The sequence below is a fragment of the Sulfitobacter sp. LC.270.F.C4 genome (assembly GCF_032922545.1).
GTDB lineage: Bacteria > Pseudomonadota > Alphaproteobacteria > Rhodobacterales > Rhodobacteraceae > Sulfitobacter > Sulfitobacter profundi.
On sequence record NZ_CP136692.1, the window covers coordinates 1,472,485 to 1,497,538 of the forward strand.

The window sequence follows — 25,054 nt, forward strand, 5'->3', positions numbered from 1 at the left end:
GCGCCGCCTGTTTGCGCGGAACCTTTTGGCGCTGCCGAACGCTTGTCCCCACATAGAACGGGGGCGAAAATGTCGGAAAAAACACATGAGGGGCTGAAATGGGTGATGCGCGCGGGCTACGGCGCGCGCGGGGTGATCTATACGATCATCGGGGGGCTGGCCCTATTGGCCGCCGTCAAAAGCACCCAAGCCTCGGGCACGAAAGACGCCCTCGCGGCGCTGCGGGATGAGCCATACGGTATTCCGGCACTCATCGCGATTGGCATCGGGTTGCTTGCCTATCTGGTCTGGCGCGTGGCTGCGGGCGTGAAGGATGTCGAAGATCACGGGACCGACGCCAAGGGGCTGATCGCGCGGTTGGGGCAAGTCACGACCGGGCTGATCCACGGCGGTATCGGCGTTTCCGTTCTGGCCTTGGCAATGAGCGGCAAGAATTCCGGCGGCAGTTCCGCGCAGGACTGGACGCAAAAGCTGATGTCGATGCCCGCCGGGCGCTATATCGTAGCCGCTGGCGCGCTGATCCTATTGGGCGCAGGCATCTACTATGCCTACAAAGGTTGGAGCGGGAAATATAAGGGCCATCTGGCGCGCACCCAGTTCACCGAAAGCATCGACCCTATCGTGAAGGTTGGCCTGATTATCTATGGCGGCATTCTGGGGTTGGTTGCCTTTTCACTGGGCTATGCGGCGCTGACCGCGAACCCCGCACAGGCGGGCGGTCTGGGCGAGGCGCTGCAAAGCCTGCGCGGCATGGCCTTTGGGCGTTTCCTTTTGGGCGGTGCCGGGCTGGGGCTGATTGGCTTTGCGGTCTATAACTTTGTCGAAGCGGGCTACCGGGTGGTGCCGAAATTCTCCGACCCCGATATCCGCACCTTGTTGGATTAAACGCAGGGCGGGGGGCTAGACCCTCCGCCTAGCACTCGTTATCCAAGCCCCCGATGAGACGCCGCCATCGCGGCAAGAATTGGGGGCCGCCCGTGCCAGATCTGCTGATTGAACTTTTCTCCGAAGAAATCCCTGCGCGGATGCAGAAACGCGCGGGCGAAGACCTGCAAAAGCTGGTGACCAACGGTCTGGTCGAAGCTGGTCTGACCTATGGCTTCGCCGCCGTTTTCACCACCCCGCGCCGTCTGACGCTGGCGCTTGGCGATATGCTTGCCGCCAGCCCGCGACAGGTGGAAGAGCGCAAAGGCCCGAAAGCCGACGCGCCTGAGAAAGCCATCGAAGGGTTTTTGCGCGGTGCTGGGTTGACCCGTGATCAATTGGAAGAACGCGACACGCCCAAGGGCAAAGTGTTCTTTGCCAAGATCGAAAAACCGGGCCGCCCTGCGGCTGAGATCGTGGCCGAGGTGCTGGAACAGACCATCCGCAATTTCCCATGGCCGAAGTCGATGCGGTGGGGCACGGGCAGCTTGAAATGGGTCCGCCCGCTTCATTCGATCCTTTGCGTCATCAGCGATGAAGCCGGGGCCGAGGTTGTGCCGTTGACCGTCGATGGCATCACCGCTGGCAACAGCACGCGCGGACACCGGTTCCTTGCGCCCGATCAGATCGAAGTCGCGGGCTTCGAAGACTACCAGACCAAACTCGCCCGCGCCCATGTCGTGCTCGACCCCGCCGCGCGGGCCGATACGATCTGGCATGACGCCACCAACATGGCCTTCGCCGCTGGGCTTGAGGTTGTCGAAGACGCAGGGCTTTTGGCCGAGGTCGCCGGGCTGGTTGAATATCCCGTGGTGCTGATGGGCCGCATTGGCGACGATTTCCTAGGTCTGCCGCCCGAGGTGTTGCAGACATCAATGAAAGAACATCAAAAGTTCTTTTCCGTCCGCAATCCAAAGTCGGGTCAGATTGAACGCTTTGTCACCGTGGCCAACCGCACCACCGCCGACGATGGCGCGACGATCCTTGCAGGCAACGAAAAAGTGCTCGGCGCACGGCTGTCGGATGCGAAATTCTTCTGGGACAATGACCTGCGCACCGTGACCTCGGGCGCGGGGATGGAGACTTGGGTCAAGGCGCTGGAAAACGTGACTTTCCATAACAAACTCGGCACACAGGCCGAGTTGATCGACCGCATGGCGACCCTCTCGCGTGAGCTTGCCCCGCTGGTCGGCGCCGACGCCGATGAGGCCGAAAAGGCCGCCCGCGTCGCCAAGGCCGATCTCAGCTCCGAAATGGTCTATGAGTTCCCCGAATTGCAGGGCCTGATGGGCAGCTACTACGCGCGCAAGGCTGGGCTGTCGGATGCCGTGGCCGATGCGGCCAAGGATCACTATGCGCCGCTGGGGCCGTCCGATGACGTGCCGACTGAGCCTGTTTCGATTGCCGTGGCGCTGGCCGAGAAGATCGACAAGCTGACCGGCTTCTGGGCGATTGATGAGAAGCCGACCGGGAGCAAGGATCCTTTTGCGCTGCGCCGTGCGGCGTTGGGCGTTATTCGGATTTTGGTTGAGAATGATGTCTCGTTGACGCTGAACGACGTGCTGAACAAAAGCGCCGAGATCGTCGGTGACCGCGATGCAGGTCGGGCCGATACCGGTGATATTCTCTCCTTCATCCACGACCGCCTCAAAGTCTACCTCCGCGACCAAGGTATCCGCCACGACATCATCGACGCCTGCATCGCAATGGACGGCAGCGACGATCTGACCCTATTGGTCAAACGCGCCCGCGCCCTGTCGGAGACGCTCAAAACCGACGACGGCGAGAACCTGATCCAAGGCTTCAAACGCGCCAACAACATCCTCAGCCAAGCTGAAGAGGCCGATGGCGTGGAATACTCCTTCGGCGCCGATCCGAAGTTTGCCGAGACAGAAGCCGAGAAAGACCTTTTCGCCGCACTCGACAAAGCCGAGGCCAAGATCACCCCGGCGATGGCGGCGCAGGACTTTTCGACCGCGATGGCCGCCATGGCGGAACTGCGCGGGCCGATTGATGCGTTTTTCGAGGCGGTTCAGGTCAATGCCGACAACCCCACCGTACGGCGCAACCGGCTCAATCTGCTCAGCCGTATTCGCACGATCTGTAGCGCCGTGGCGGATTTGACCAAACTGGATGGCTGACCGCTGAGGGGGCAAGATCCCTTGCCCCTTCTGCCTCAACCCCTATGCTGCATCTGAACGATTAAGGTGCCGCAGTGCAGAACGATCCCCATACCACGCTGGTGACCCCCACCGCGCCAATTGCCAATGACACCCACGGCGGGCGGGCGAAATGCTTGCAGCGCCTTGTGCGGCTTGAGTTGCCGGTGCCCTCTACCGTGGCGGTTTCCTTTAACGCAGTGCAACAGATCGCGCGCGGGCAGTTGCCTGATATCCAAGCGGTGGTCGATCAATTTCCCAAAGGCGCGCTGCTTTGTGTGCGCCCCTCTAGCCAAGACCCTGATTGGGGCGGGCCGGGGGCGGTGCTGAACATCGGCATCAACGACGCGCTGTTTGAACATTACGCCACGACCATCGGCGAAGGCCCGGCAGCGGCGCTTTATTCGCGGTTCGTGCAGTCCTATGCGGTCAATGTTGCCCGGCTGGATCCGGATATGTTCGACGATGTGAACGGCGATGGCCGCGCGGCGCTGATGGAATCACTACGCGCCTACGAGGCCGAGACCGAAGAGCGTTTTCCCCAAGACCCGGCAACGCAACTGGCTGCCGTGTTGCGGTCAATGGCGCGGGCGTGGAACGGCACTTCGGCGCGGTTGCTCCGGCAAGCCAAGGGGGCGCCTGCGGATGCGGGGCTGGGGTTGATCGTGCAGGAAATGGCCTTTGGCGTCGGGCAGGGGCAATGCGGTTCGGGCGTGTTGCAGCTGGTCGATAGTGATACCGGCCTGCCGCAGATCACCGGGCGCTATTTGAGCCAAAGCCAGGGTCGTGATGCGCTCGAAGGCGATGCGGCGGCGATGTATCTCACCCGCGATCCGCGCGGGCCGTCGTTGGAAGAGCTGGTGCCCGATGCCTTTGCCGAGTTGAAAGACCACGCGGCGCTGATGCGCAAACGGCTCCGGGCCGAGATGCAGGTCGAGTTCGTGATCGATCAAGGCAAGCTGCATATTCTGGATGGTGTGAAGGTCGCACGGTCCTCCCGTGCGGCGGTGCGGATCGCCGTGGCGCTGGCTGACGAAGGGATCATCAGCCGCGAGGAAGCGCTCATGCGGGTGCAGCCGCGCACGCTGTCGGAACTGCTTCACCGTCAGGTTGACCCAAGCGCCAAACGCGACGTGATCGGGCGCGGCATCGCCGCCAGCCCCGGAGCGGCCACCGGGCGGATCGTCTTTTCGGCCAGCGACGCGCAGGCCAGCGCCGCGCGGGGGGAGCCTTGCATCCTCGTCCGGCGCGAGACGTCACCAGAGGATATTCGCGGCATGCATGCCGCCGCCGCCGTTTTGACAGAGCGCGGCGGCATCACCAGCCACGCGGCGGTGATCGGGCGCGGCATGGGGTTGCCTTGCGTTGTCGGTGCGTCGAACATGCGCTTTATCGTGACCCAGCGGCAGATCATCGCCCCCGATGGGCGGGTTTTTGTCGAAGGGGATCAAGTCACCGTTGATGGCTCAACCGGGCAGGTCTTGGCCGGGGCGGCCAAGATGCAAGAGGCCGCGCTGGATGATACGTTCACCCGGCTGATGGGCTGGGCCGAGGATGTGGCCGACATTGGCATTCGCGCCAATGCCGACACCCCCGCCGATGCGCAGACCGCGCGCAATTTCAACGCCCATGGCATCGGGCTCTGCCGCACCGAACATATGTTTTTCGAGCCCGGTCGCCTCACCGTGATGCGCGAAATGATCTTTGCCGAAAGCGGCGAAGACCGCCGTGCCGTGCTGGAACGTCTGCTGCCCATGCAGCGCGAGGATTTTACCCAGTTATTCCGCATCATGCAGGGGCAGCCAGTGTGCATCCGCTTGTTTGATCCGCCGCTGCATGAATTCTTGCCCTCAGACAAAGCCGGGCAGCGCGAATTGGCCGAGGCGCTTGGCCTTCAGATGTCTGACGTGACGCGGCGCGTGGCGGCGATGACGGAGTATAACCCGATGCTGGGCCTGCGCGGCGTGCGGCTCGGGGTGACGGTGCCCGAAATCTACGAAATGCAGGCCCGCGCGATCTTTGAGGCCACAATCGAAGCCAGCCGCGATGGCGAGCCGGTGGTGCCCGAGATCATGATCCCACTGGTCAGCGCCCGGCGCGAAGTGGAATTGGTCAAAGCCAGCGTCGATGCCGTGGCCGCCGCCGTGCGCAGCGAGCGCGACGCGAGCTTCACCTACCGTCTCGGCGTGATGGTAGAGACCCCACGCGCCTGTCTGCGTGCTGATGATATCGCGCCGCATTGTGCCTTTCTCAGTTTCGGGACCAACGATCTGACGCAGATGACCTATGGCCTCTCGCGCGACGACGCGGGGCGCTTCATGTCGAATTACGTCCAACAAGGGGTCTACCCAGAGGATCCCTTCCATGTGCTCGACACCGATGGGGTCGGCGAATTGCTGCAACTTGGGGCGGAAAGGGGGCGCAAAGCCCAGCCCGGAATCACCCTTTCCATCTGTGGGGAGCATGGCGGGAACCCCGAATCCATCGCTTTTTGCCGCGAATCGGGCTTTGATTATGTTTCCTGTTCGCCGTTTCGCGTACCGGTTGCACGTTTGGCTGCGGCCCAGCTCGCCATTGCCCACAAGATCGGGTAGGGGCAGCGGGCTCCAGCCCAACTTATACCATAATTCGGCAAGTTTCTGCACATAATGCCCGGTTGGGTTTACCGCCCGGAACCTTTTGGCTATCCGCCCCGCAGCCCTAACAATGATGCGAGGCGCATGATGCGTTTTATCCGGTCGATCTCTTTTGCTCTTTCCATGGCTCTGTGCAGCAGCCCGCTGGCTGTTCAAGCAAGCTCCGAAAGCGCGAGCGATCTTGCGCAGATTGAAATTCAAGGTCTGAAATCCGCCGGTGCGGCGCGGCTTCAGGAGATGGTCGCGCAGCCCGTGTCGGCCAGCGAGACAGATGTGAAATTCTCGACCGCTTGGGTCGACAGCCAGCCCAAAGCCGAGGGCAACGCCGAGTTGCAGTGCCTTGCCGAAGCGCTTTATTTCGAGGCGCGCGGTGAGACGGTCAAAGGCCAGTTTGCCGTGGCCGAAGTGATCATGAACCGTGTGAAATCGGCCCGCTTTCCCGGCACGCTTTGCGGCGTGATCAATCAGGGGACGGGGCGCAAGTATCAGTGCCAGTTTACCTATACCTGCGACGGCTACAAAGAAGTCATCAATGAGCCGCGCGCCTTTGCCCGGGTCTCTAAAGTGGCGCGTGCGATCATCGACGGCTCCGCGCCCAAGCTGACCAATGGCGCGACCCACTACCACACCACCGCCGTGAACCCCAACTGGGCGCGGGTCTATACCAAGACTGCGCGGATCGGTCAGCATCTCTTCTACCGCCACACGTGGAAAACCGCCTCGAACTAAGAGTTCGGGTTCGGATGTGCCTTCGGGTGCTGGCCTGCCGTCGGTGGGCCTGCTAAATGTGCATCGAAGCGCCCCCGACGGGGCCCGATACCCTGATCCGATAGGCGCTGCCGATGTCCGACGACGAAATTCGACTTGCCTTTGCCCACCCTTCTGAGCGGGCAGAGACGATGGCCGGCCCTGAGCCGCGCGACCGTATTTCCCTGCGCGATCATATCGTTGAGGTAGAGATCGGCGCCTTTCAGGCCGAGCGGGATGTCACGCAACGGGTCTGTTTCAACGTGGTGGTCGAGGTGGCGCCCCTGACGGGCGTGGTGGATGACGATGTGGACCGCATCCTGTCCTATGACCGCGTGACCGAGGCCATCGCCGCCGAGCTTGCCGCCGAGCGGCTCAACCTCTTGGAAACGCTGGCCGAACGGGTGGCGGACCGTATCTTGATCGAACCGCAGGCGATGCGGGTTTTCGTGCGGATCGAAAAGCTTGACCGTGGCCCCGGTGCGCTTGGGGTTGAGATCGTGCGGGCGCGGGAGGGCGCTGCCATAGCGCAGGACGCCGCCCAAGAGGCACCGCAGCCGCGCGTGATTTACCTGTCAAATGCCGCCATTGCCTCTGACCGCTTGACCGGATGGCTCGACCACTTGGAAGCCTCCGCCCAGCCCGTGATCCTTTGCGTTGGCCCAGCTGACATCGCGGCCCCACGGGCCGGAGATGAAAAAGCACAACGCCACATCGACCTGTTGGCGATCGAACAGAACGCTTGGGTGCTCTGGGCGCGCGATCCCCGCTGCGGGGTCGTTGGCAGCCGGACAGAGTTGGACTGGGCGATGAAAAACGGCCAGATCAGCATCTGGGCCCCTGCGCGGATCGTGCTCGATGCGGTGGACGGCCCCGCCGCCCCGCCAAGCGCGGCACCGGCCTTGGCCGCGTGGTTCGCAGAGACCTCTGCCGCCAGCGAGTTGGTGCTGATCGGCGCAGACCGGCCCGAGGGCGCGGCGCTGCCGGTGCGGGTGCTCGATGTCGACAGTGCGGAGATTGCCTGATGACAGATTATCACCGCCCCTTGGTTCAGATTGGTCCCGCGCGGCCCGAAGGCGCGCTGACCCTTGCGGGCGGCTGGGGCTGGTTTACCCATGTTGAGGTATTGGCGCGGGGGCAGGCGCCGCATGTGATCACGGCAGACGCGCTCCCCCCTACGGCGCGGGCGGCGTTGACCGCGCCGCGCCCGGCCATCGCCGGACTGACCTTCGACCGCCCCCGCGTGATGGGGATTCTCAATGCCACGCCGGACAGTTTCTCAGATGGCGGTCGTCATGCCGATCCGCAGATCGCGGTCGCTGCGGGGGCGGCAATGCGGGCGGCGGGGGTCGACATGCTGGATATCGGCGGCGAATTGACCCGTCCGGGGGCCGAAACGGTGCCTGAGGACGAGGAGATCGCGCGCGTTCGTCCCGTAATCGAAGGGCTGCGCGCTGCTGGGACCGGAGCGATCAGCATCGACACCCGCAAGGCCGCCGTGGCCGAAGCCGCGGTCGCGGCGGGGGCGGATTTGGTCAATGACGTGGCCGGGCTGACCTTTGACCCGGCGCTCGCGCCCTTTTGTGCGGCGCGGAACCTGCCGGTCTGCGTGATGCATGCCCAAGGCGACCCGGCCACGATGCAACGTGACCCGCAGTATGAAAACGTCCTGCTCGACGTCTATGACTATCTGGCCGGGCGGATCACCGCGTTGGAGGCCGAGGGCATCGGGCGGCACAACATTATCGCCGATCCGGGCATCGGCTTTGGCAAGACGCTTGAGCACAACCTCACGCTGCTTGCAAATCTCAGCCTGTTCCACAGCCTCGGCGTGCCGATCTTGCTGGGCGCATCGCGCAAGCGCTTCATCGGCACCATAGGCGGCGGCGCGGCTGGGGAAGATCGCGCACCGGGGTCCATCGCGGTCGCCCTGGCGGCGCTGAGCCACGGTGTCCAAGTCTTGCGCGTCCACGACGTGGCGCAAACCATCCAATCCATTTCACTTTACCGCGCGGCACTGACAGGAAAACAGCTATGACAAAACTCTTTGGTACTGATGGCGTGCGCGGCACCGCCAATATTCACCCCATGACCGCCGAAATGGCGCTGCGCATCGGTGCCGCCGTGGGGCGCTATTTCCGGCGTGAGAAAGACACCGTGCACCGCGTGGTCATCGGCAAGGACACGCGGCTGTCGGGCTATATGTTCGAAAACGCGCTGACGGCGGGCCTCACCAGCACGGGAATGAACGTCCTGTTGCTCGGGCCGGTGCCAACGCCTGCGGTCGGGCTTCTGACACGGTCGATGCGCGCCGATCTGGGGGTCATGATCTCGGCCAGTCACAATCCGGCCAGCGACAATGGTATCAAATTCTTTGGCCCGGATGGCTTCAAACTCTCCGATCAGGTCGAACAGGAAATCGAAGCGCTGGTCGCGGAAGGGGTCGCGCCTTCGGAGCCGGATCAGATCGGCCGGGCCAAGCGGATCGACGACAGCCGCTATCGCTATATCGAACGGGTCAAATCCTCTTTCCCGCGGCAGATGCGTCTTGATGGGCTGAAAGTGGTGATCGATTGCGCCCATGGCGCGGCCTACCACGTGGCGCCCATGGCGCTGTGGGAATTGGGTGCGACGGTGATCCCCGTGGGCGTGGCCCCCAATGGGTTCAACATCAACGATGGCTGTGGTTCGACCCAGCCGCAATCCGCGGCAGAGGCCGTGGTGGCGAATGGCGCCGATGTGGGCATCTGCCTTGATGGCGATGCAGACCGGGTGATCTTGATCGATCAGAATGGCCGTATCGGGGACGGCGACCAGTTCATGGCGCTGATGGCCGCCCGTTGGGCCGAAGAAGAGCGGCTTGCGGGCAAGGCGCTTGTGGCCACGGTGATGAGCAACCTTGGGCTGGAGCGTTTCCTCGACGACCGCGGTCTGCGGTTGGAGCGCACGAGCGTGGGCGACCGCTATGTGGTGGAACGGATGCGCGAAGGGGGGTTCAACCTCGGCGGGGAGCAGTCGGGTCATATCGTGATGACCGACCACGCGACCACGGGCGACGGACTTATGGCCGGGATGCAGTTTCTGGCTGAGATGGTCCGCTCGGGCAAACCTGCCTCGGAGTTGCTGTACCAATTCGACCCGGTGCCGCAACTGCTGAAAAACGTCCGGTTCTCTGCCGGGCAAACCCCGTTGGAAGAGGCGCAGGTAAAAGCCGCCATCGCGCAGGCCGAGGCCGATCTGGCGCAAGGCGGGCGGTTGTTGATCCGCAAATCGGGCACCGAGCCGCTGGTCCGTGTGATGGCCGAACATGAAGACGCGGCACTGATGGAACGTGCCGTGGACAGCGTGGTTGACGCGGTGAATGCGGCGGTGGGCGGCTAGGCTGTCCTATCCGCGCTGGAACAGCCGTTTCAGCGCGCCGTATTGGCTGAGCCCGACCCCCGCAAGGATCAGCGCCATTGCATAGAGCAGCGACATCGGCAGCGGCTCTGACAAGACCAGCGCCCCCAAGAGGACCGACCAGACCGGCACTTGGTAATTGACCAAGGACATAAAGACCGGCCCGGCAGTGCGCACCACATAGACCCGCAAAAAGGCCGCGCCTGCGGTGGGAACCAGACCCAGAAAGGCCAAGACGGCCACGATCTTGGGGCCGGGCAGGGGCGGCGGGCCTTCGCTGATAAGAGCGGCAGGCAACATGATGCCTGCACCGATCAGCATAAGGATCGTGGCCAGGCCGATCGGGTCTACCGACGGCAAGCGGCGCATGAGGATCGAGCTGATGGCATAGCACGATGCCGCGCCGACGCAGGCGATACGGCCCGCAGTCTCCATCGCGGCACCCGTGCTTTCAAATGCCTGCCCGCCGATCAATACCACCACGCCGATAAAGCCAATGACAAAACCGCCAACCTTGCGCGGGGTCATACGCTCTCCCGGCAGTAGGAAATGCGCCAAGGGCAGGACGATCAGCGCGACCGAGGCCATGGTCACCCCGGCAAAGCCAGAGGTCACATATTGCTGCCCCCATGCCAGCAGTGAAAACGGCAGGGCCGAGCTGATAATGCCGATGGTGGTCAGTGTCGCGATCACGCCCCGCGTCGGGCGGTCGGCGAATAGCGCGAAACCGCGCCAGGCCCATAGCGCCAGCATCACCACCGACGCAAACCCGATCCGAGAGGCGGCGAGCCAAAAGGGCGTAATGCCCGTCAGCGCAATTTCGATGGCCAGAAAGGTGCCGCCCCAGACAAAGCCCAGAATGGCGATCAGCAGCCAGCTGGTGCGGGTGATCTGAGGCGTGGTGTTCATCGGGGCTCCGGCGTAAAGGCAAAGACCCCGGCGCAAGGCCGGGGTCGATGTCGTCTTATCTTGAGGGGGAGATGGCTCAGTTCTTGGCCTTGTCCACCATCTTGCCTGCGGAAATCCACGGCATCATCTCACGCAGTTTCGCGCCGACCTGTTCGATGCGGTGCTCGTCGTTGATGCGACGTGTGGCTTTGAACGAAGGCTGGCCGACTGCGTTTTCCTGCATGAAGTCACGCACGAACTTGCCGTTCTGGATGTCCGTCAGCACGTCTTTCATGCGCTTCTTAGTCTCGTCGTAGGGCAGGATGCGCGGGCCGGAGACATATTCGCCGTATTCCGCCGTGTTCGAGATCGAGTAGTTCATGTTGGCGATGCCGCCTTCATAGATCAGGTCGACGATCAGCTTCACTTCGTGCAGGCATTCGAAATAGGCCATCTCGGGGGCGTAGCCCGCCTCGACCAGCGTCTCAAAGCCCATGCGGATCAGTTCGACCAGACCACCGCAGAGCACGGCCTGTTCGCCAAAGAGGTCGGTTTCGCATTCTTCACGGAAGTTGGTCTCAATGATCCCCGAGCGACCACCACCGATGGCAGAGCAATAGGACAGACCGATTTCCAGCGCCTTGCCGGATGCGTCTTTGTCGACGGCCACAAGGCAGGGCACGCCGCCGCCCTTGGTGTATTCGCCGCGCACGGTGTGGCCGGGGCCCTTGGGCGCCATCATGATCACGTCGACGCCTTCTTTGGGCTCGATCAGGCCGAAGTGGACGTTCAGGCCGTGGGCGAATGCGATGGCGGCACCTTCGCGGATGTTGTCATGCACGTATTTCTTGTAGGTCTCGGCCTGAAGCTCATCGGGCATGGTGAACATGATCAGGTCGGCCCAAGCGGCCGCTTCGGCGATGCCCATGACCTTGAGACCTTCGCCTTCGGCCTTGGCGGCGGAGGCAGAGCCTTCGCGCAGGGCGACGACGAGGTTCTTGGCACCGGAGTCGCGCAGGTTCAGGGCGTGGGCGTGGCCTTGGGAACCGTAGCCGAGGATGGCTACTTTTTTGTCCTTGATGAGGTTCACGTCGCAATCGCGGTCGTAGTAAACGCGCATGATCTTGTCCTTTGGTTGATCTCTATCTGCGGTTCACCATAGCGATGTTGCGTCTAGTGGCCATTGTCATCGCAGAGGTATTTGTGAAAGAATGAAGATAGTTATTCGTGGTTTCACTAGAAAACGGAAAATTCATGCTTGATGATCTGGATCGCCGTATTCTGCGCTATTGGCAAGCGGAGCCGAGCCTCAGCCCCGGCGAGTTGGCGGAGCGGTGCAATATCACCTCTGGCAAGGCCGCGCGGCGGATTGCCCGGCTGCAGGATCAGGGGATCGTGCAGGGCAGCGGTGTGGTGATCGATTGGGCCGCACTGGGCTATGCGTTGGAGGTGTCCTTGCGGGTGACACTGGACAAAACGCAGGCCAATGCTTTCGACATCTTTCTGGCAGAGGCGCGGCAGGTGCCTGAGGTGATCGAGCTTCAGACGTTTTTGGGCCGAGTCGATCTGCGGCTGTCGATCATCGCGCGGGATATGGGGCATTACCAGCAGATCTATCGCAGTCGTATCCTCACGCTACCGCATATCGCCGAGATTGAGGCGCTGATGCATGTGGCGCGGATCAAAACGCAGGAGGGGCTGCCGCTGTGATTGAGCTTGATGAGATTGACCGCGCCTTGCTGCGCGCTTTGGCGCGGGATGCCACACAGAGTGCGAGCGCATTGGGACGGCGGTTGGGCCTGTCGCAGCCTGCGACGTGGCGGCGGATCAGGCGGTTGGAAGAGGGCGGCGCGATTGCCGGGCGGCGGCTGCGGTTGAATGCCGAGGCTTTGGGTTTTGGTGTGACCGTTTTTCTGGGCATCAAACTGGCCACGCGGGGGCGGGTGAGTTTGGAGGATTTCGAGCGGGCGGTGAGTGCCATTCCCGAAGTGCAGACGGTGGAGCACGTCTTGGGGCTTTTCGACTACCGGCTGCGGGTCGTGGCGCGGGATTTGCCCGATTTCGAACGCGTGCTGAGGCGGCGGATCATGACATTGCCCGGCGCGGGGGAGGTGGAGGCCAATGTGCTTTTGAGCGAAGAGCGCCTGCCGGGGCCGCTTTAGCCGTGAATTGCCTTTTGTGGCGGCGGGACATATGCCTTTGATCGAAAGATGGAGGAAGAACGATGGCATTGCTCGACACGGTAGACCCCACGGGGCTTGATGAATTCAGCGTGGTCTTTACCGACCGTTCGCTCAACCACATGTCAGCGGAATTTCAGCAGGTCATGCGCGACCTCTCGGGCTGGCTGGGCGAAGTGTACAACGCCGACGCTGTGGCGCTGGTGCCCGGCGGCGGTACCTATGCGATGGAGGCCGTGGCCCGACAATTCGCGCGCGGCCAAGACGTGTTGGTGGTACGCAACGGGTGGTTTTCCTACCGTTGGAGCCAGATCATTGAAAGCGCCGATCTTACCAAGAGTGCCGAGGTGATGAAGGCGCGGATGCAGGGCAACGCCAGCCCCGCGCCCTTTGCGCCCGCGCCGATTGAAGAGGTCACCGCAGCTATTCGCGACGGGAAACCGCAGGTCGTGTTTGCACCGCATGTGGAGACTAGCTCGGGCATGATCCTGCCGGATGACTACATCAAAGAAATGGCTGCGGCGGCGCATGAAGTGGGTGCGCTGATGGTGCTTGATTGCATCGCCTCGGGCTGTGTCTGGGTGGATATGAAGGCGCTTGGGGTCGATGTGTTGATCTCGGCCCCGCAAAAAGGGTGGAGCGCGTCGCCTTCCGCTGGGCTGGTGATGATGTCCGCGCGGGCAGAAGCGCGGTTGAATGAGACCACATCGGACAGTTTCGCGATCGATCTGCGCAAGTGGCGCGACATCATGAAAGCCTATGAGGCGGGGGGGCATGCCTATCATGCGACCATGCCGACGGATGCGCTGCGGCTGTTCCGTGATACAGTGAAAGAGACCCGCGATTATGGGTTCGACCGGTTGAAAGAAGCGCAGTGGCGTTTGGGGGAAGCGGTGCGGCAGGCGCTGGCCGCACGGGGGGTGACTTCGGTTGCTGCTGACGGGTTTGCCGCGCCGGGCGTGGTGGTCGGCTACACCGCCGATCCGGATGTGCAGAACGGCAAGGCCTTTGCCGCTCATGGCATGCAGATTGCAGCGGGCGTGCCGTTGCAGGTGGGAGAGCCGGATGATTTCCGCACCTTCCGTCTGGGGCTGTTCGGGCTGGATAAGCTTTATGACGTTGACGCCACCGTGGCACGGTTGACGGCTGTGCTCGACGAGGTTTTGTAAAACAGGCTGCGCCGCGCGTTAGCGGCGCAGGCCCAGCCCCATTTGCATCAGCATCTTGCGCACATGGGGCAGGGCGTAGAGCGCATTAAGCGCTGCCGCCCGCGCATCGCGGGCCAGTGGGCTGCTGGCTTGGCTGGCCCGGTTGAGCAGGTCAATGCCCCGGACGCGCAGGCTGATGTCTGTGTGGCGGGCCTTGTGGTAGGCTTCTAGCATCTCGGCATCGCCGAGCTTTTCAGGCGATTTGCGGGCCAGATCCAACAACGTCGCCAGATCGGTTAGCGACATGTTCAGCCCCTGCGCGCCGATGGGGGGCAGCACATGGGCGGCCTCAGCCACCAATGCCACCCGTTCGGCGGAGAGGCGCTTGGCCTCTTGGCTGATGATCGGCCAAAGCGCGCGGGGGCTGGCGAGGGTCAGCGGCCCGAAAAGATTGGCTGAGCGCGCCGTCGCTTCGGCCTCAAAGGCAGCGGTATCCAGCGTGGCGCGGGCTTGGGTCGCGGGACCGTCGTCCATCCAAACCACGGCGGAGCAGGGCATGCCGTCGCGGTCGGGCAGGGGGACGAGGGTGAAGGGGCCGCCGGAGCGGTGTACTTCGGTCGAAACATTCTCATGCGGGATGGGGTGTGTCACGCAAAAGGCCAGCGCCTTTTGGCCGTAGCGGCGGGTGGTGACTTCGATCCCGGCGGCATCGCGCATTGGGCTTTTTCGCCCATCGGCGGCGATCACCAGTCGCGTTTTGATGCGGCTGCCATCGCTGAGACCGACACGGGCCTCGGAGCTGCGGGTGAAGAGCGTGGTGGTGCCGGTGCCGGGGCGAAAATCGACATTGGGCAGCGCGTTCAGGCGGGCCAAAATCTCGCGGCGCAGCAGCCAATTTGGGAAGTTCCAGCCGAAGGGGGCATCTGAGATATCGGCGGCATCGAACTCGCGGGTGACGCGGGGGCTCGGGTCATCGCCCCCCGCATCGACGATCCGCATGATCTGCAAAGGGGCGGCATGTGGGGCGAGGCGGTCCCATAGTCCGGCATCTTCCAAGAGCAGACGGGATGGTTGCAGCAGCGCGGTGGAGCGCATGTCGGCGCCCTCGGCTGCGCCGTCGGTGACGGGCGGTGTGGGATCGACGCAGATCACGTCGAAACCCGCCGCGCCAAAAGCGGCGGCGGCGGTCAGTCCGGCGATGCCGCCACCGGAAATCAGAATATCGCAATCAAAGGTCATCGGCCCGCCACCCGTGTCAGAAAATCGCAGAGGTCTTGCGTATGGTAGTGGATGTGATCGCCTTCGCCACGTGTGGGCGCCACATGCACCGTGCGCATCCCCAAGGCATGGGGGGCGGCAAGGTTGCGTGGATCATCCTCAAACATCGCGGCGGCTGCGGTTTGGAAACCGTCGATGGCAAAGACTTTATCGTAGGCGGCGGCTTCGGGTTTGGGCAGGAAATCCGCATGTTCGACGCCGTAGACCGCATCGAAAAGCCCCGAAAGGCCGCGTGCCTCAAGCACCCGTTCGGCGTAGGGCGCGCAGCCATTGGTGTAGACGATGCGCCGCCCCGGCAGAACGCGGATCGCTTGGGCCAGCAGCGGGTCGGGGGTCAGCCGGTCCATCGGGATGTCATGCACATCCGTGAGGTAGGGGCCGGGATCGACGCCGTGTTCGCGCATCAGCCCCGCCAGCGTGGTGCCATAGGTCTGCCAATAGTGCTGGCGCAGGTGGTTGGCCTCGGCCCGGTCGACATTGATGGCGCGCATCACCCAATCGACCATACGCGCTTCGATCAAATCGAAAAGCCGCGCCTCGGGGGGGTAGAGCGTCTGATCAAGGTCGAAGACCCAAGTGGTGACATGAGAGAAAGCATCGCGCGGCATGGCGCAGAGGTAGGCCGAGATGGGCAGCCGCGCAAGCCCTCCCGGGTTGCGCATATGGTCGCGGTGAGTAAGGTGGCGCAACTTTCAAGGACAGATAGCTCATGCCCGACGCCAAAACCGGCCCGACCGACGCTTATTCGATGATTCTAGAGGCCATCGACATCGGCACCTATCGCCCCGGTGACCGGCTGGTAGAAAGCGAGTTGGCCGAGCGTTTCGGCGTGTCGCGCACCCCGATCCGTGAAGCTTTACAACGGCTTGAGACCCAATCGCTTTTGATGCGCGACGGGCGCAGCCTGATCGTGGCCTCGCTGGATCACAACCAGATGGCCGAGCTTTACGTCGTGCGGGGGGAGTTGGAAGGGCTGGCCGCGCGTCTGGCCGCGCGCCATGCCACGGCTGAGGAAGTGCGCGTGCTGCGCGAGATGGTGGATGCCGACAACGCGCTGGCGGGCAATCCCAATGCGCTGGCGCGGGCGAATAAGCGGTTTCACAAGCAGATCCATCTGGCGTCGCACAACCGCTATCTGGTGCAACAGCTTGACCTTGTGCACCGCTCCATGGCCTTGATGGCGACCTCTTCGCTTGCGGTGGAGGGGCGTGGTGAGATCGCGCAGGCCGAACATAACCGCATCGTGGAAATGATCGAAGCGCGCGATGAGGATGGCGCGGATGAGGCGCTGCGCACGCATATTTCTGTCGCCTTCATGACCCGATTGAAGCAGGAAGCGGCCCGGCGCGAGGAAGATTTTTAGGCGTCTTCTTCTGCGGCCTTACGTAGTGGGGCAATGTATGCCCATGGGCGGTTTTGTCCCAAAAGTGGGGGCTGCGATAGAGCTCACAAAGTGCCTTGGCAGCGGCTACGGCCCCCAGGGCAAAATAGAGCGGGAATGTAATAACCCAAGGCAGCAGGTGGCGCTGCCCGCGGTTTGAGACCGCGATTACAGAGGCGCAGAGGTTCAGCAGTTCGGACAGGATGAACAGCGCAAAGATCGCCGTCATGAGCGGTGGGGCAAGCCAATCAGTGACCGGGTGGTACAGCCCAAAGACGCTTAGCCAGAGCGACCAGAGCAGCGGGGCGAGGGCGAATTGCGAGACCGTCGCGAGAAAGATCGCCTGTACGCCGATGAACCGCCGCAGCCCGAGGTCTTGCAGCAGTGCGCGCGGCCTCTGCATATGGACGGCCCATGTGATAAGATAGCCCTTCAGCCACCGCGATCGTTGCCGCACCCAAGGCCAAGGGCGGCAGTTGGCCTCCTCAAAAGTGGTGGTGGGTATTAGTTCGGTCACATAACCGCGCCGCGCCAGTCGAAGACCCAGATCGGCATCCTCTGTCACGTTATGAGCGTCCCAAGCGCCGAGCCGTTCAAGGATATCGCGCCGAAAAAACAGGGTTGTCCCACCCAAAGGGACAACCAGCCCCAGTCGGGCCACACCGGGTAGGATCACCCGCCACCACGTCGCATATTCGATGGCGAAACAGCGGGCCATCCAATTGCTGCGGCTGTTGTAAAAATCCAGAATCCCCTGCAAACAGGCGACATTCTCAGGCGCGTTTTGAAAGCGGGTTACGATCTGTTCGATTTGGTCCGGCTCTGGCGCATCCTCGGCGTCCCACACGCCGATGATACTGCCCCGGCAGAAGTCGAGCGCGTAGTTCAGCGCGCGGGGCTTGGTCTTGAGCGCCCCGGCGTCGGGTACTTCGATCACGCTGATCCACGGCGGTAAAGGCGTGCGGGCGATGGTCTTTCGGGTGAGGCTGTCGCTTGCTTCGAGGACCAAGACCACCTCCAGCAGTGATTTGGGGTAGGTCAGCCAAGACAGCCGCGCGATAAGCGCCTGCGCGATCTCTTCCTCATGCAGCAACGGCACGAGGACCGAGACGCGGGGCAGGCGGAAGCCCTTCATATCACTGGCCTCCGGCGGTGCCCGCGGTGGGGCGGTCCGGATGAGACACGCCCATAGCGCCGCCGCCTTGAGGCCACTGGTCAAAAGCAGCGTAAAGGCCCCCCAGAGAAGCGCCACGGCGAGGACTGCCGAGGGAAAGAATACCAGCAGGGCAACGAGGGACAGCAGAATGCCCTGCAACGCAAACCGCCGTTTTCGGTTGCGCACCGCCCAGTTTCGACAGCTTTCGGCGTCCGCCACACGGGTGACGGCATGATGCGCGAGCTCTGTCGCGTAAAGACGGCCGATCTGGGTCTGCACCTGCTGGGGGTCGGCGATGACCAGCACCAAGGACTCCCCCCTTTCGCCCAAGGCACTGCAAAGCTGGGAAAATTCGGCGGGACGGCTGCTGGCCACGAAAAGCCGGTCCCCCAGTTCAAGCCAAGGCACCGCGCCAAATTTCAGACAGAGGCGCGCGGGTATCCGAGCAGAGAGGCGCGGATCGGAGGGGCTGCGCGTAAGATCGACAGGCTGCGCACCGTACTGCCGGGCGAGCGCCCTGACGATGTCATCAGGCGCGACCAGCCCTTCGGTCGCAAGGACCTCGCCCAAGGGGGCGTCGATCCGGCGTTGTAGGTCGAGCCCGTGGAGAAGATCGCTTGGCCCGATGACCCCCGCCGCAATCAGATGCTGACCCAACCGCATCCGGCGGGCGGGCGCGGCGGCCATACGCGGCGCTGAGAGTTTAAGGCGAAGGTTGCTCATTCCGTGCCCCGTCGAGGTTCCGGAATGAGACTGGCAGGCGACCGTTAATTGAGAATTAACAGCCGCCTATGCAATCAATGCATGTGGCAAATTTTAGGCGTTACGCGCGGCCATGGCTTCGCTGAAACGCTCAAATAGGTAGTAGCTGTCCTGCGGGCCGGGGCTGGCTTCAGGATGGTGCTGCACCGACCAGACCGGGCGGCCATCGACGCGGATGCCGCAGTTCGACCCGTCAAAGAGCGACACATGCGTCTCGCGCACGCCTTCGGGCAGGGATTGGCCATCGACCGCGAAACCGTGGTTCATTGAGGTGATCTCGACCTTGCCGGTGTCATAGTCTTTGACCGGGTGGTTCGCCCCGTGGTGGCCGTGGCTCATCTTGACCGTGGTCGCACCAAGCGCCAACGCTAGCATCTGGTGGCCAAGGCAGATGCCAAAGACGGGCAGATCGGTTTTATCCAGCACGTCGCGGATCATCGGCACGGCATAGGCGCCGGTCGCTGCCGGATCGCCCGGACCGTTCGAGAGGAACACGCCGTCCGGTTTATGCGCCATGATATCGTCATAGGTCGCGGTGGCGGGCAACACGGTCACGTCGCAGCCCGCAGAGGCGAGGCAGCGCAGGATGTTGCGTTTTGCGCCATAGTCCACGGCCACGACCTTGTGTTTGGCCTCGGTCTGGGGCGCGTAGCCGTCGGGCCATGCCCACCGCATCTCGTTCCAACGGTAAGTCTGGGCGCAGGTGACGTCCTTGGCCAGATCCATGCCTTCGAGACCGGCAAAACTGCGGGCGGTGGCGACCAGCGCTTCGATGTCAAAGTTGCCGTCCGGGTCATGGGCGAGGGCGGCGTGCGGCGCGCCCTGCTGGCGGATCGCGCGGGTCAGGCGGCGGGTGTCGATACCACCGATGGCGATGCGACCGCGCGCGGCTAGCCAATCCGACAGCGGCTGGATGTTGCGCCAGCTGCTGGGCGTGGTGGGCATCCATTTTACGACCATCCCGGCGGCGACCGGATCGCCGGTCTCGTCATCTTCGGGGTTGGTGCCGACATTGCCGATATGCGGGAAGGTAAAGGTCACGATCTGACCCGCATAGGAGGGGTCGGTCATGATCTCTTGGTAACCGGTCATCGCGGTGTTGAAGCACAACTCCGCCACGGTTTGGCCCGTGGCGCCAAACCCCATGCCGTAGAAAATCGATCCATCCGCGAGGGCAAGGCAGGCGGTTGGGCGTGGGCGAGCGGGCGCGGACATGGGGCAGTCTCCGGGCAGAAATGGGCGGGTAAACGGGTGGCAACCTAATCCCGCGCGGGCGCGGGGTCAATAGCCGGAGATAAATGAGATATCGTTTTATAACAGTGGGTTACCTTCCGTCGCCCCCCATTGCTCCGCGCGGAGAGAGCAGGTAAGCTGCGACACTTGGATTTAGCGAAACACAGGAAACCACCATGTCATTGCGGATGCGCATCTCGGATGCTTTGAAACAGGCCATGAAAGACAAGGCGGCGGACCGGCTTTCGACGCTGCGGCTTATCAATGCCGCGATCAAGGACAAGGACATCGCCGCCCGGGCCAACGGCACGGATGAGGGCGTGTCGGATGCCGAGGTGCTGGGCATTCTCAGCAAGATGGCCAAGCAGCGTCAGGAATCGGCGCGCGCCTATGAAGAGGGCGGGCGTCTGGACCTTGCGGAGCGGGAGCGCGAAGAAGTCGAGGTGATCGAAGAGTTCCTGCCACGGCAGCTGAGCGTCACCGAAACCTCTGCCGCGGTGGATAAGGCCGTGGCCGACGTGGGCGCGACCTCAATCCGCGACATGGGCAAGGTCATGGGGCTGCTGAAAGAGCGCTATACTGGCCAGATGGATTTTGGCGCGGTGGGGCCGGTCATCAAAGACCGCCTGAGCTGAGCCGCGGTTAGGGTTTGAGATGAAGGGCTGGGCCGTCGGGTCCGGCCCTTTTTAGGTGTGCAGGTGACGTGACAGATCATCGTACAGCGCGATGCGCTCCTCTTCGCTGAGAAAGGCCCCGATCTCTACCTCGCGGCCCTCGCCGCGCAGGGTGACGTAATGTGGCACCGGGCCGTCATCGTCGTATTTCTTCACCCGGGTCCAATAACGGTTGCAGTTCCAATCCTTCACCTCGCCCTTGGCTGTGGTATGCATCAGCCGCGCCGTGGTGTCGTCGAGGGTCAGTACCTCTTCGATTTGCCGGGCGCGGTGATTGTGCTGCAAGGCCCAGTAAACCGCGCCCAAGGCCAAGAGTACGAAGGGCAGCAGGCCCCAGAGCAGGGCGGTGCCGAGCATGGCGAAAAGCGGGATCATCGCCAGCGTGAAAGTCGCCAGCATGAAAGCCGCAAAGCCGCGCGCGGGCAGGGATTGATGCGGCCAAAGGCGCATCTGCTGCGGATTTGCGCGGGGCGGGGTTGTCCATTCGTAGGGCATGGGATCGCTCAGGCTCACTCAACCGCCAAGATAGCGGCGCGGCGGGCGATGGCAATGCGGCGCGGGGACGCGGTCAGTCGCCCAGCAGATCCCAGCGGTTGCCGAAAGGATCGCGGAAGACGGCAACTTTGCCATAGGGCTCGTGCCGCGGTAATTCTTCAAATATGACGCCAGCAGCGGTCAGACGGTCGAATTCCGCCGTGAAATCATCTACTTTCAAGAACAGCCAAACGCGCCCCGCGCCCTGTTTGCCAATCGCGGCCTTTTGCTGGTCGTCATCGGCTCGGGCCAGAATGAACCCCGTCTGCGCGCCGGGCGGGGTGACCCGAACCCAGCGTTTGCGGCCCTGATCAACGTCTTCGGTCAGGTCGAACCCCATGACGCTACAGTAAAAATCGATTCCCGCGTCATAGTCAGGAACGATCAAGGTTATCGCAGAAAGATGCATCGTTTCGCTCCAAGTGGCGGGCGCGGAGAAGGCCGCGCCCGCAGGTGGTTTACTCTAGTTCGACAAGCAGGTCCTTGGCGTCGATCTGGCCGCCTGCTTGAACATGCACGGCCTTTACCACCGCATCACGCTCTGCATGCAGGCCCGTTTCCATCTTCATCGCCTCGATGGTCAAAATCAGGTCGCCCGCCTTGACCTGCTGCCCCTCCTTGACCCCGACCGAGGCCACGACCCCTGGCATCGGCGCACCGATGTGATTGGCGTTGCCGGCCTCGGCCTTGGGCCGCTGCACGGTGGCGTCCTTGACCAGACGGTTCGCCACACGGATCACCCGCGGCTGGCCGTTCAACTCAAAGAAGACCTTCACTTCGCCATCTTCACCGGCCTCGGATTCGGCCTGCAGGCGGATCTCCAACGTCTTGCCGGGGTCGATCTCGGCCGAGATCTCAGCGCCCGGCTCCATGCCATAGAAGAACGTATGCGTGGGCAGGGTGCGGACCGGACCATAGACGCGGTGGCGGCCCATGTAGTCGAGGAAAACCTTAGGATACATAAGGTAGCCGCAGAGGTCTTCATCATCGATCTGCATGCCGTCCAATTGCTCGGACAGTTCTTTGCGCAGGGCCTCAAGATCGACGGGCTCCAGATGTTTGCCGGGGCGTTCGGTGTTCGGCGTCTCACCTTTCAGCACTTTCTTGACGATGCCTGCCGGAAAACCGTTGGGCGGCTGGCCCAGATTGCCGCGCATCATGTCGATCACGCTGTCGGGGAAGGACACATCGACGTTCGGATCTTCGACCTGCGCGCGGGTCAGCCCTTGGGAAACCATCATCAACGCCATGTCGCCCACAACCTTGGACGAGGGCGTGACTTTGACGATATCGCCGAACATCTGGTTCACATCCGCATAGGTCCGCGCCACCTCGGGCCAGCGGTCCTCCAACCCCATGGAGGCGGCCTGCGCCTTGAGGTTGGTGAACTGACCGCCGGGCATCTCATGCAAATAGACCTCGGAGGAGGGCGCCTGCATGCCGGTTTCGAATGCCGCGTAATGACCGCGGACTTCTTCCCAGTAATCAGAGATTTCGCGCACGGCCTTCATGTCGATTCCGGTGTCGCGGTCTGTGTGTTGAAGAGCCGAAACCACGGTGCCGAGCGTCGCCTGCGAGGTGTTGCCAGAAAGCGCATCCATCGCGCAATCGACAGCGTCTACCCCCGCCTCAGAGGCCGCGAGGATCGTGGCGGTGGCGCTGCCTGCGGTGTCATGGGTGTGGAAGTGGATCGGCAGACCAACCTCGGATTTCAGCGCTTTGACCAACGCGCGGGCTTGGGCGGGTTTCAGCAGACCGGCCATGTCTTTCAGCCCCAGCACATGCGCGCCGGCGGCTTTCAAATCCTTGCCCATGTTGACGTAATACTGAAGGTCGTATTTCGCGCGATCCGGATCGAAAATGTCGCCGGTGTAGCAGATCGTGCCTTCGCAGACCTTGCCGGAGGAGACCACCGCATCCATCGCCACGCGCATGTTCTCAACCCAGTTCAGACTGTCGAAAACGCGGAAGACATCGACGCCGGTATTCGCCGCTGTCGCGACGAATTTCTGCACAACGTTGTCGGGGTAGTTGGTATAGCCCACGCCGTTGGAGGCGCGCAGCAGCATTTGGGTCATCACATTGGGCAGGGCCGCGCGCAGATCCCGCAGGCGCTGCCACGGGCATTCCTGCAAAAAGCGGTAGGCCACATCAAAGGTCGCGCCGCCCCAGCATTCGACAGAGAAAAGCTGGGGCAGATTGGCGGCATAGGCGGGGGCCACCTTGATCATGTCGAGGCTGCGCATCCGGGTCGCCAGAAGCGACTGATGCGCGTCGCGCATGGTGGTATCGGTGATCAGCAACTGACGTTGTTGCCCCATCCAATCGGCCACAGCCTGTGGGCCCTTTTGCTCCAACAGGTTGCGCGTGCCCATCTGCGGCTCGCCATGCAACACGGGCGGTTTGGGATCGCGAACATGGGCAGCAGGCAGGGCGTGGCCCTTGGTCTCGGGATGGCCGTTGACGGTGATGTCGGCGATATAGGTCAGCACCTTGGTGGCGCGGTCGCGGCGCTGCTTGAAGTTGAAAAGCTCCGGCGTCTCGTCGATGAACTTGGTGGTGTATTCGTTGTTCAAAAACGTCGGGTGCTTCAGCAGGTTTTCTACGAAGGCGATGTTGGTCGACACGCCGCGCACGCGGAATTCGCGCAAGGCGCGGTCCATCCGCGCAATCGCCATCTCTGGCGTGGGCGCCTTGGCCGTGACCTTGGTCAGCAGACTGTCGTAGTAGCGCGTGATCACCCCGCCCGCATAGGCGGTGCCGCCATCCAGACGGATGCCCATGCCGGTGGCCGAACGGTAGGCGGTGATGCGGCCATAGTCGGGGATGAAGTTGTTCTGCGGGTCCTCAGTCGTGACGCGGGTCTGCAGCGCGTGACCGGTGAGGGTGATGTCTTCCTGACGCGCCTTGCCGGTGGCTTCGGCCAGTGGTTTGCCCTCGGCGATGAGGATTTGCGCGCGGACGATGTCGATGCCGGTGACCTCTTCGGTGACGGTATGTTCGACCTGCACGCGCGGGTTCACTTCGATGAAGTAGAATTTACCGTCGTCCATATCCATCAGGAATTCGACAGTGCCGGCGCATTCATAGTTCACATGGGCACAGATTTTGCGGCCAAGCTCGCAGATCTCGGCGCGTTGGTCCTCGGAAAGGTATGGCGCGGGGGCGCGCTCAACGACCTTTTGGTTGCGGCGCTGGACAGAGCAGTCGCGCTCATAGAGGTGGTAGATATCCCCCTGTTTGTCACCGAGAATTTGCACTTCGACATGGCGCGCGCGCAGGATCATCTTCTCCAGATAGCCCTCGCCATTGCCAAAGGCGGCTTCGGCCTCGCGACGGCCCTCGCGGACTTTTTCCTCGAGTTCCTTTTCCGACATGATCGGGCGCATGCCACGACCACCGCCGCCCCATGAGGCTTTGAGCATCAGCGGATAGCCGACTTCCTTCGCCTCGGCGCGGATTGCGTCCATGTCGTCACCCAGCACTTCGGTCGCAGGAATGACCGGCACGCCGGCTTCCATGGCAACGCGGCGGGCGGAGGCTTTGTCGCCCAAAGCGCGCATGGTTTCGGCGCGGGGGCCGATGAAGGTGATGCCGTTCTGCTCGCAGGCATCGACGAACTCGGGGTTCTCTGAAAGCAGACCGTAGCCGGGGTGGATCGCGTCAGCGCCGGCGGCCTTGGCCACGCGGATCATCTCGTCGATGCTAAGGTAGGCGGCGACGGGGCCGAGGCCCTCGCCAATGCGGTAGGCCTCATCCGCTTTGAACCGATGCAGCCCAAGTTTGTCTTCTTCGGCGTAGACCGCGACCGTTTTCTTGCCCATCTCATTGGCGGCGCGCATGATGCGGATTGCGATTTCACCGCGGTTGGCGATCAGGATCTTTTTGAAATCGGTCACTGGCTGGTCTCCCCTGCTGGTTTTGAAGGCAGCTTAGGGATGCTGCGGTGCAGCGC

At 62.8% G+C, this 25,054-nt stretch carries 21 protein-coding genes; 12 read left to right on the top strand and 9 right to left on the bottom strand.

Translation table 11 applies throughout. From position 1 onward, the window contains the following. Positions 1-69: 69 nt before the first annotated feature. From R1T45_RS11105 to glmM, 7 genes are all read left to right on the top strand, one after another. Positions 70-885, top strand: coding sequence for a DUF1206 domain-containing protein (locus R1T45_RS11105; RefSeq protein ID WP_240791583.1), 816 nt, complete (start codon positions 70-72; stop codon positions 883-885). Between the two features lie 92 nt (positions 886-977). Beyond that, the gene (glyS, locus tag R1T45_RS11110) at positions 978-3,065 is read left to right on the top strand and encodes a glycine--tRNA ligase subunit beta (RefSeq protein WP_317390845.1); all 2,088 of its coding nucleotides are present in this window, start codon (positions 978-980) and stop codon (positions 3,063-3,065) included. Positions 3,066-3,139: 74 nt separating this feature from the next. Continuing rightward, positions 3,140-5,677: a putative PEP-binding protein gene (locus tag R1T45_RS11115; protein ID WP_132444456.1), complete on the top strand. Its 2,538-nt coding sequence runs from the start codon at positions 3,140-3,142 to the stop codon at positions 5,675-5,677. Positions 5,678-5,803: 126 nt separating this feature from the next. Beyond that, the gene (locus R1T45_RS11120) at positions 5,804-6,448 is read left to right on the top strand and encodes a cell wall hydrolase (protein ID WP_205570860.1); all 645 of its coding nucleotides are present in this window, start codon (positions 5,804-5,806) and stop codon (positions 6,446-6,448) included. A 113-nt stretch (positions 6,449-6,561) separates the two neighbouring features. After that, positions 6,562-7,491, top strand: a complete 930-nt coding sequence (locus tag R1T45_RS11125) for a dihydroneopterin aldolase (RefSeq protein ID WP_132444457.1) — start codon at positions 6,562-6,564, stop codon at positions 7,489-7,491. After that, the gene (folP, locus tag R1T45_RS11130; RefSeq protein ID WP_317390846.1) at positions 7,491-8,504 is read left to right on the top strand and encodes a dihydropteroate synthase; all 1,014 of its coding nucleotides are present in this window, start codon (positions 7,491-7,493) and stop codon (positions 8,502-8,504) included. The genes R1T45_RS11125 and folP overlap by 1 nt, the downstream gene beginning before the upstream one ends. Continuing rightward, positions 8,501-9,847: a phosphoglucosamine mutase gene (gene glmM, locus R1T45_RS11135; protein ID WP_067916323.1), complete on the top strand. Its 1,347-nt coding sequence runs from the start codon at positions 8,501-8,503 to the stop codon at positions 9,845-9,847. The genes folP and glmM overlap by 4 nt, the downstream gene beginning before the upstream one ends. A 6-nt stretch (positions 9,848-9,853) precedes the next feature. Here the strand turns inward: glmM and R1T45_RS11140 are convergent, their stop codons facing one another. Both R1T45_RS11140 and ilvC read right to left on the bottom strand, forming a co-directional pair. After that, positions 9,854-10,774, bottom strand: coding sequence for a DMT family transporter (locus R1T45_RS11140; protein ID WP_317390847.1), 921 nt, complete (start codon positions 10,772-10,774; stop codon positions 9,854-9,856). Between the two features lie 76 nt (positions 10,775-10,850). After that, positions 10,851-11,873, bottom strand: coding sequence for a ketol-acid reductoisomerase (gene ilvC / locus R1T45_RS11145; RefSeq protein ID WP_067622701.1), 1,023 nt, complete (start codon positions 11,871-11,873; stop codon positions 10,851-10,853). A gap of 134 nt (positions 11,874-12,007) precedes the next feature. Between ilvC and R1T45_RS11150 the strand changes: the two genes are divergently transcribed. The 3 genes from R1T45_RS11150 (at position 12,008) to R1T45_RS11160 (ending at position 14,102) form a co-directional block, all read left to right on the top strand. Then, on the top strand, positions 12,008-12,463 hold the full coding sequence (locus R1T45_RS11150; protein WP_317390848.1) for an Lrp/AsnC family transcriptional regulator: 456 nt from the start codon (positions 12,008-12,010) through the stop codon (positions 12,461-12,463). Continuing rightward, positions 12,460-12,915, top strand: coding sequence for an Lrp/AsnC family transcriptional regulator (locus R1T45_RS11155; RefSeq protein ID WP_132444461.1), 456 nt, complete (start codon positions 12,460-12,462; stop codon positions 12,913-12,915). The genes R1T45_RS11150 and R1T45_RS11155 overlap by 4 nt, the downstream gene beginning before the upstream one ends. A gap of 62 nt (positions 12,916-12,977) precedes the next feature. Next, the gene (locus R1T45_RS11160) at positions 12,978-14,102 is read left to right on the top strand and encodes an aminotransferase class V-fold PLP-dependent enzyme (RefSeq protein WP_132444462.1); all 1,125 of its coding nucleotides are present in this window, start codon (positions 12,978-12,980) and stop codon (positions 14,100-14,102) included. Between the two features lie 18 nt (positions 14,103-14,120). Here the strand turns inward: R1T45_RS11160 and R1T45_RS11165 are convergent, their stop codons facing one another. Together R1T45_RS11165 and R1T45_RS11170 are read right to left on the bottom strand one after the other, a co-directional pair. After that, a complete protein-coding gene (locus R1T45_RS11165) occupies positions 14,121-15,320 on the bottom strand; it encodes a UbiH/UbiF family hydroxylase (protein WP_317390849.1) in 1,200 nt (399 codons plus the stop codon). Continuing rightward, positions 15,317-15,967, bottom strand: coding sequence for a pyrimidine 5'-nucleotidase (locus R1T45_RS11170; protein WP_317391074.1), 651 nt, complete (start codon positions 15,965-15,967; stop codon positions 15,317-15,319). The genes R1T45_RS11165 and R1T45_RS11170 overlap by 4 nt, the downstream gene beginning before the upstream one ends. A 101-nt stretch (positions 15,968-16,068) precedes the next feature. Here R1T45_RS11170 and R1T45_RS11175 point away from each other — a divergent pair, with 101 nt between their 5' ends. After that, positions 16,069-16,722: a GntR family transcriptional regulator gene (locus R1T45_RS11175; RefSeq protein ID WP_067622715.1), complete on the top strand. Its 654-nt coding sequence runs from the start codon at positions 16,069-16,071 to the stop codon at positions 16,720-16,722. Here R1T45_RS11175 and R1T45_RS11180 read toward each other — a convergent pair. Both R1T45_RS11180 and carA read right to left on the bottom strand, forming a co-directional pair. Beyond that, positions 16,673-18,619 (bottom strand): glycosyltransferase family 2 protein, encoded by a 1,947-nt coding sequence (locus tag R1T45_RS11180; protein WP_317390850.1) that lies wholly within the window; start codon positions 18,617-18,619, stop codon positions 16,673-16,675. The genes R1T45_RS11175 and R1T45_RS11180 overlap by 50 nt on opposite strands. A gap of 93 nt (positions 18,620-18,712) precedes the next feature. Then, positions 18,713-19,873 (bottom strand): glutamine-hydrolyzing carbamoyl-phosphate synthase small subunit, encoded by a 1,161-nt coding sequence (gene carA / locus R1T45_RS11185; RefSeq protein ID WP_132444464.1) that lies wholly within the window; start codon positions 19,871-19,873, stop codon positions 18,713-18,715. Between the two features lie 194 nt (positions 19,874-20,067). Between carA and R1T45_RS11190 the strand changes: the two genes are divergently transcribed. After that, a complete protein-coding gene (locus R1T45_RS11190) occupies positions 20,068-20,526 on the top strand; it encodes a GatB/YqeY domain-containing protein (protein ID WP_067622724.1) in 459 nt (152 codons plus the stop codon). A 51-nt stretch (positions 20,527-20,577) separates the two neighbouring features. Here R1T45_RS11190 and R1T45_RS11195 read toward each other — a convergent pair whose 3' ends face one another. From R1T45_RS11195 to R1T45_RS11205, 3 genes are all read right to left on the bottom strand, one after another. Next, on the bottom strand, positions 20,578-21,060 hold the full coding sequence (locus R1T45_RS11195) for a DUF2244 domain-containing protein (RefSeq protein ID WP_317391075.1): 483 nt from the start codon (positions 21,058-21,060) through the stop codon (positions 20,578-20,580). A gap of 73 nt (positions 21,061-21,133) precedes the next feature. Then, positions 21,134-21,508, bottom strand: a complete 375-nt coding sequence (locus R1T45_RS11200; protein WP_132444465.1) for a VOC family protein — start codon at positions 21,506-21,508, stop codon at positions 21,134-21,136. Between the two features lie 49 nt (positions 21,509-21,557). Next, the gene (locus tag R1T45_RS11205) at positions 21,558-24,998 is read right to left on the bottom strand and encodes a pyruvate carboxylase (protein WP_317390851.1); all 3,441 of its coding nucleotides are present in this window, start codon (positions 24,996-24,998) and stop codon (positions 21,558-21,560) included. Positions 24,999-25,054 lie beyond the last annotated feature (56 nt).

Excerpts from the sequence above, each read along its gene's own strand:
- R1T45_RS11105 (WP_240791583.1), top strand. The coding sequence starts at position 70 with ATGTCGGAAAAAACACATGAGGGGCTGAAATGGGTGATGCGCGCGGGC.
- R1T45_RS11120 (WP_205570860.1), top strand. The coding sequence starts at position 5,804 with ATGATGCGTTTTATCCGGTCGATCTCTTTTGCTCTTTCCATGGCTCTG.
- R1T45_RS11125 (WP_132444457.1), top strand. The coding sequence starts at position 6,562 with ATGTCCGACGACGAAATTCGACTTGCCTTTGCCCACCCTTCTGAGCGG.
- folP (WP_317390846.1), top strand. The coding sequence starts at position 7,491 with ATGACAGATTATCACCGCCCCTTGGTTCAGATTGGTCCCGCGCGGCCC.
- glmM (WP_067916323.1), top strand. The coding sequence starts at position 8,501 with ATGACAAAACTCTTTGGTACTGATGGCGTGCGCGGCACCGCCAATATT.
- R1T45_RS11140 (WP_317390847.1), bottom strand. The coding sequence starts at position 10,774 with ATGAACACCACGCCTCAGATCACCCGCACCAGCTGGCTGCTGATCGCC.
- ilvC (WP_067622701.1), bottom strand. The coding sequence starts at position 11,873 with ATGCGCGTTTACTACGACCGCGATTGCGACGTGAACCTCATCAAGGAC.
- R1T45_RS11150 (WP_317390848.1), top strand. The coding sequence starts at position 12,008 with ATGCTTGATGATCTGGATCGCCGTATTCTGCGCTATTGGCAAGCGGAG.
- R1T45_RS11160 (WP_132444462.1), top strand. The coding sequence starts at position 12,978 with ATGGCATTGCTCGACACGGTAGACCCCACGGGGCTTGATGAATTCAGC.
- R1T45_RS11165 (WP_317390849.1), bottom strand. The coding sequence starts at position 15,320 with ATGACCTTTGATTGCGATATTCTGATTTCCGGTGGCGGCATCGCCGGA.
- R1T45_RS11170 (WP_317391074.1), bottom strand. The coding sequence starts at position 15,967 with ATGCCGCGCGATGCTTTCTCTCATGTCACCACTTGGGTCTTCGACCTT.
- R1T45_RS11175 (WP_067622715.1), top strand. The coding sequence starts at position 16,069 with ATGCCCGACGCCAAAACCGGCCCGACCGACGCTTATTCGATGATTCTA.
- R1T45_RS11180 (WP_317390850.1), bottom strand. The coding sequence starts at position 18,619 with ATGAGCAACCTTCGCCTTAAACTCTCAGCGCCGCGTATGGCCGCCGCG.
- carA (WP_132444464.1), bottom strand. The coding sequence starts at position 19,873 with ATGTCCGCGCCCGCTCGCCCACGCCCAACCGCCTGCCTTGCCCTCGCG.
- R1T45_RS11190 (WP_067622724.1), top strand. The coding sequence starts at position 20,068 with ATGTCATTGCGGATGCGCATCTCGGATGCTTTGAAACAGGCCATGAAA.
- R1T45_RS11195 (WP_317391075.1), bottom strand. The coding sequence starts at position 21,060 with ATGCCCTACGAATGGACAACCCCGCCCCGCGCAAATCCGCAGCAGATG.
- R1T45_RS11200 (WP_132444465.1), bottom strand. The coding sequence starts at position 21,508 with ATGCATCTTTCTGCGATAACCTTGATCGTTCCTGACTATGACGCGGGA.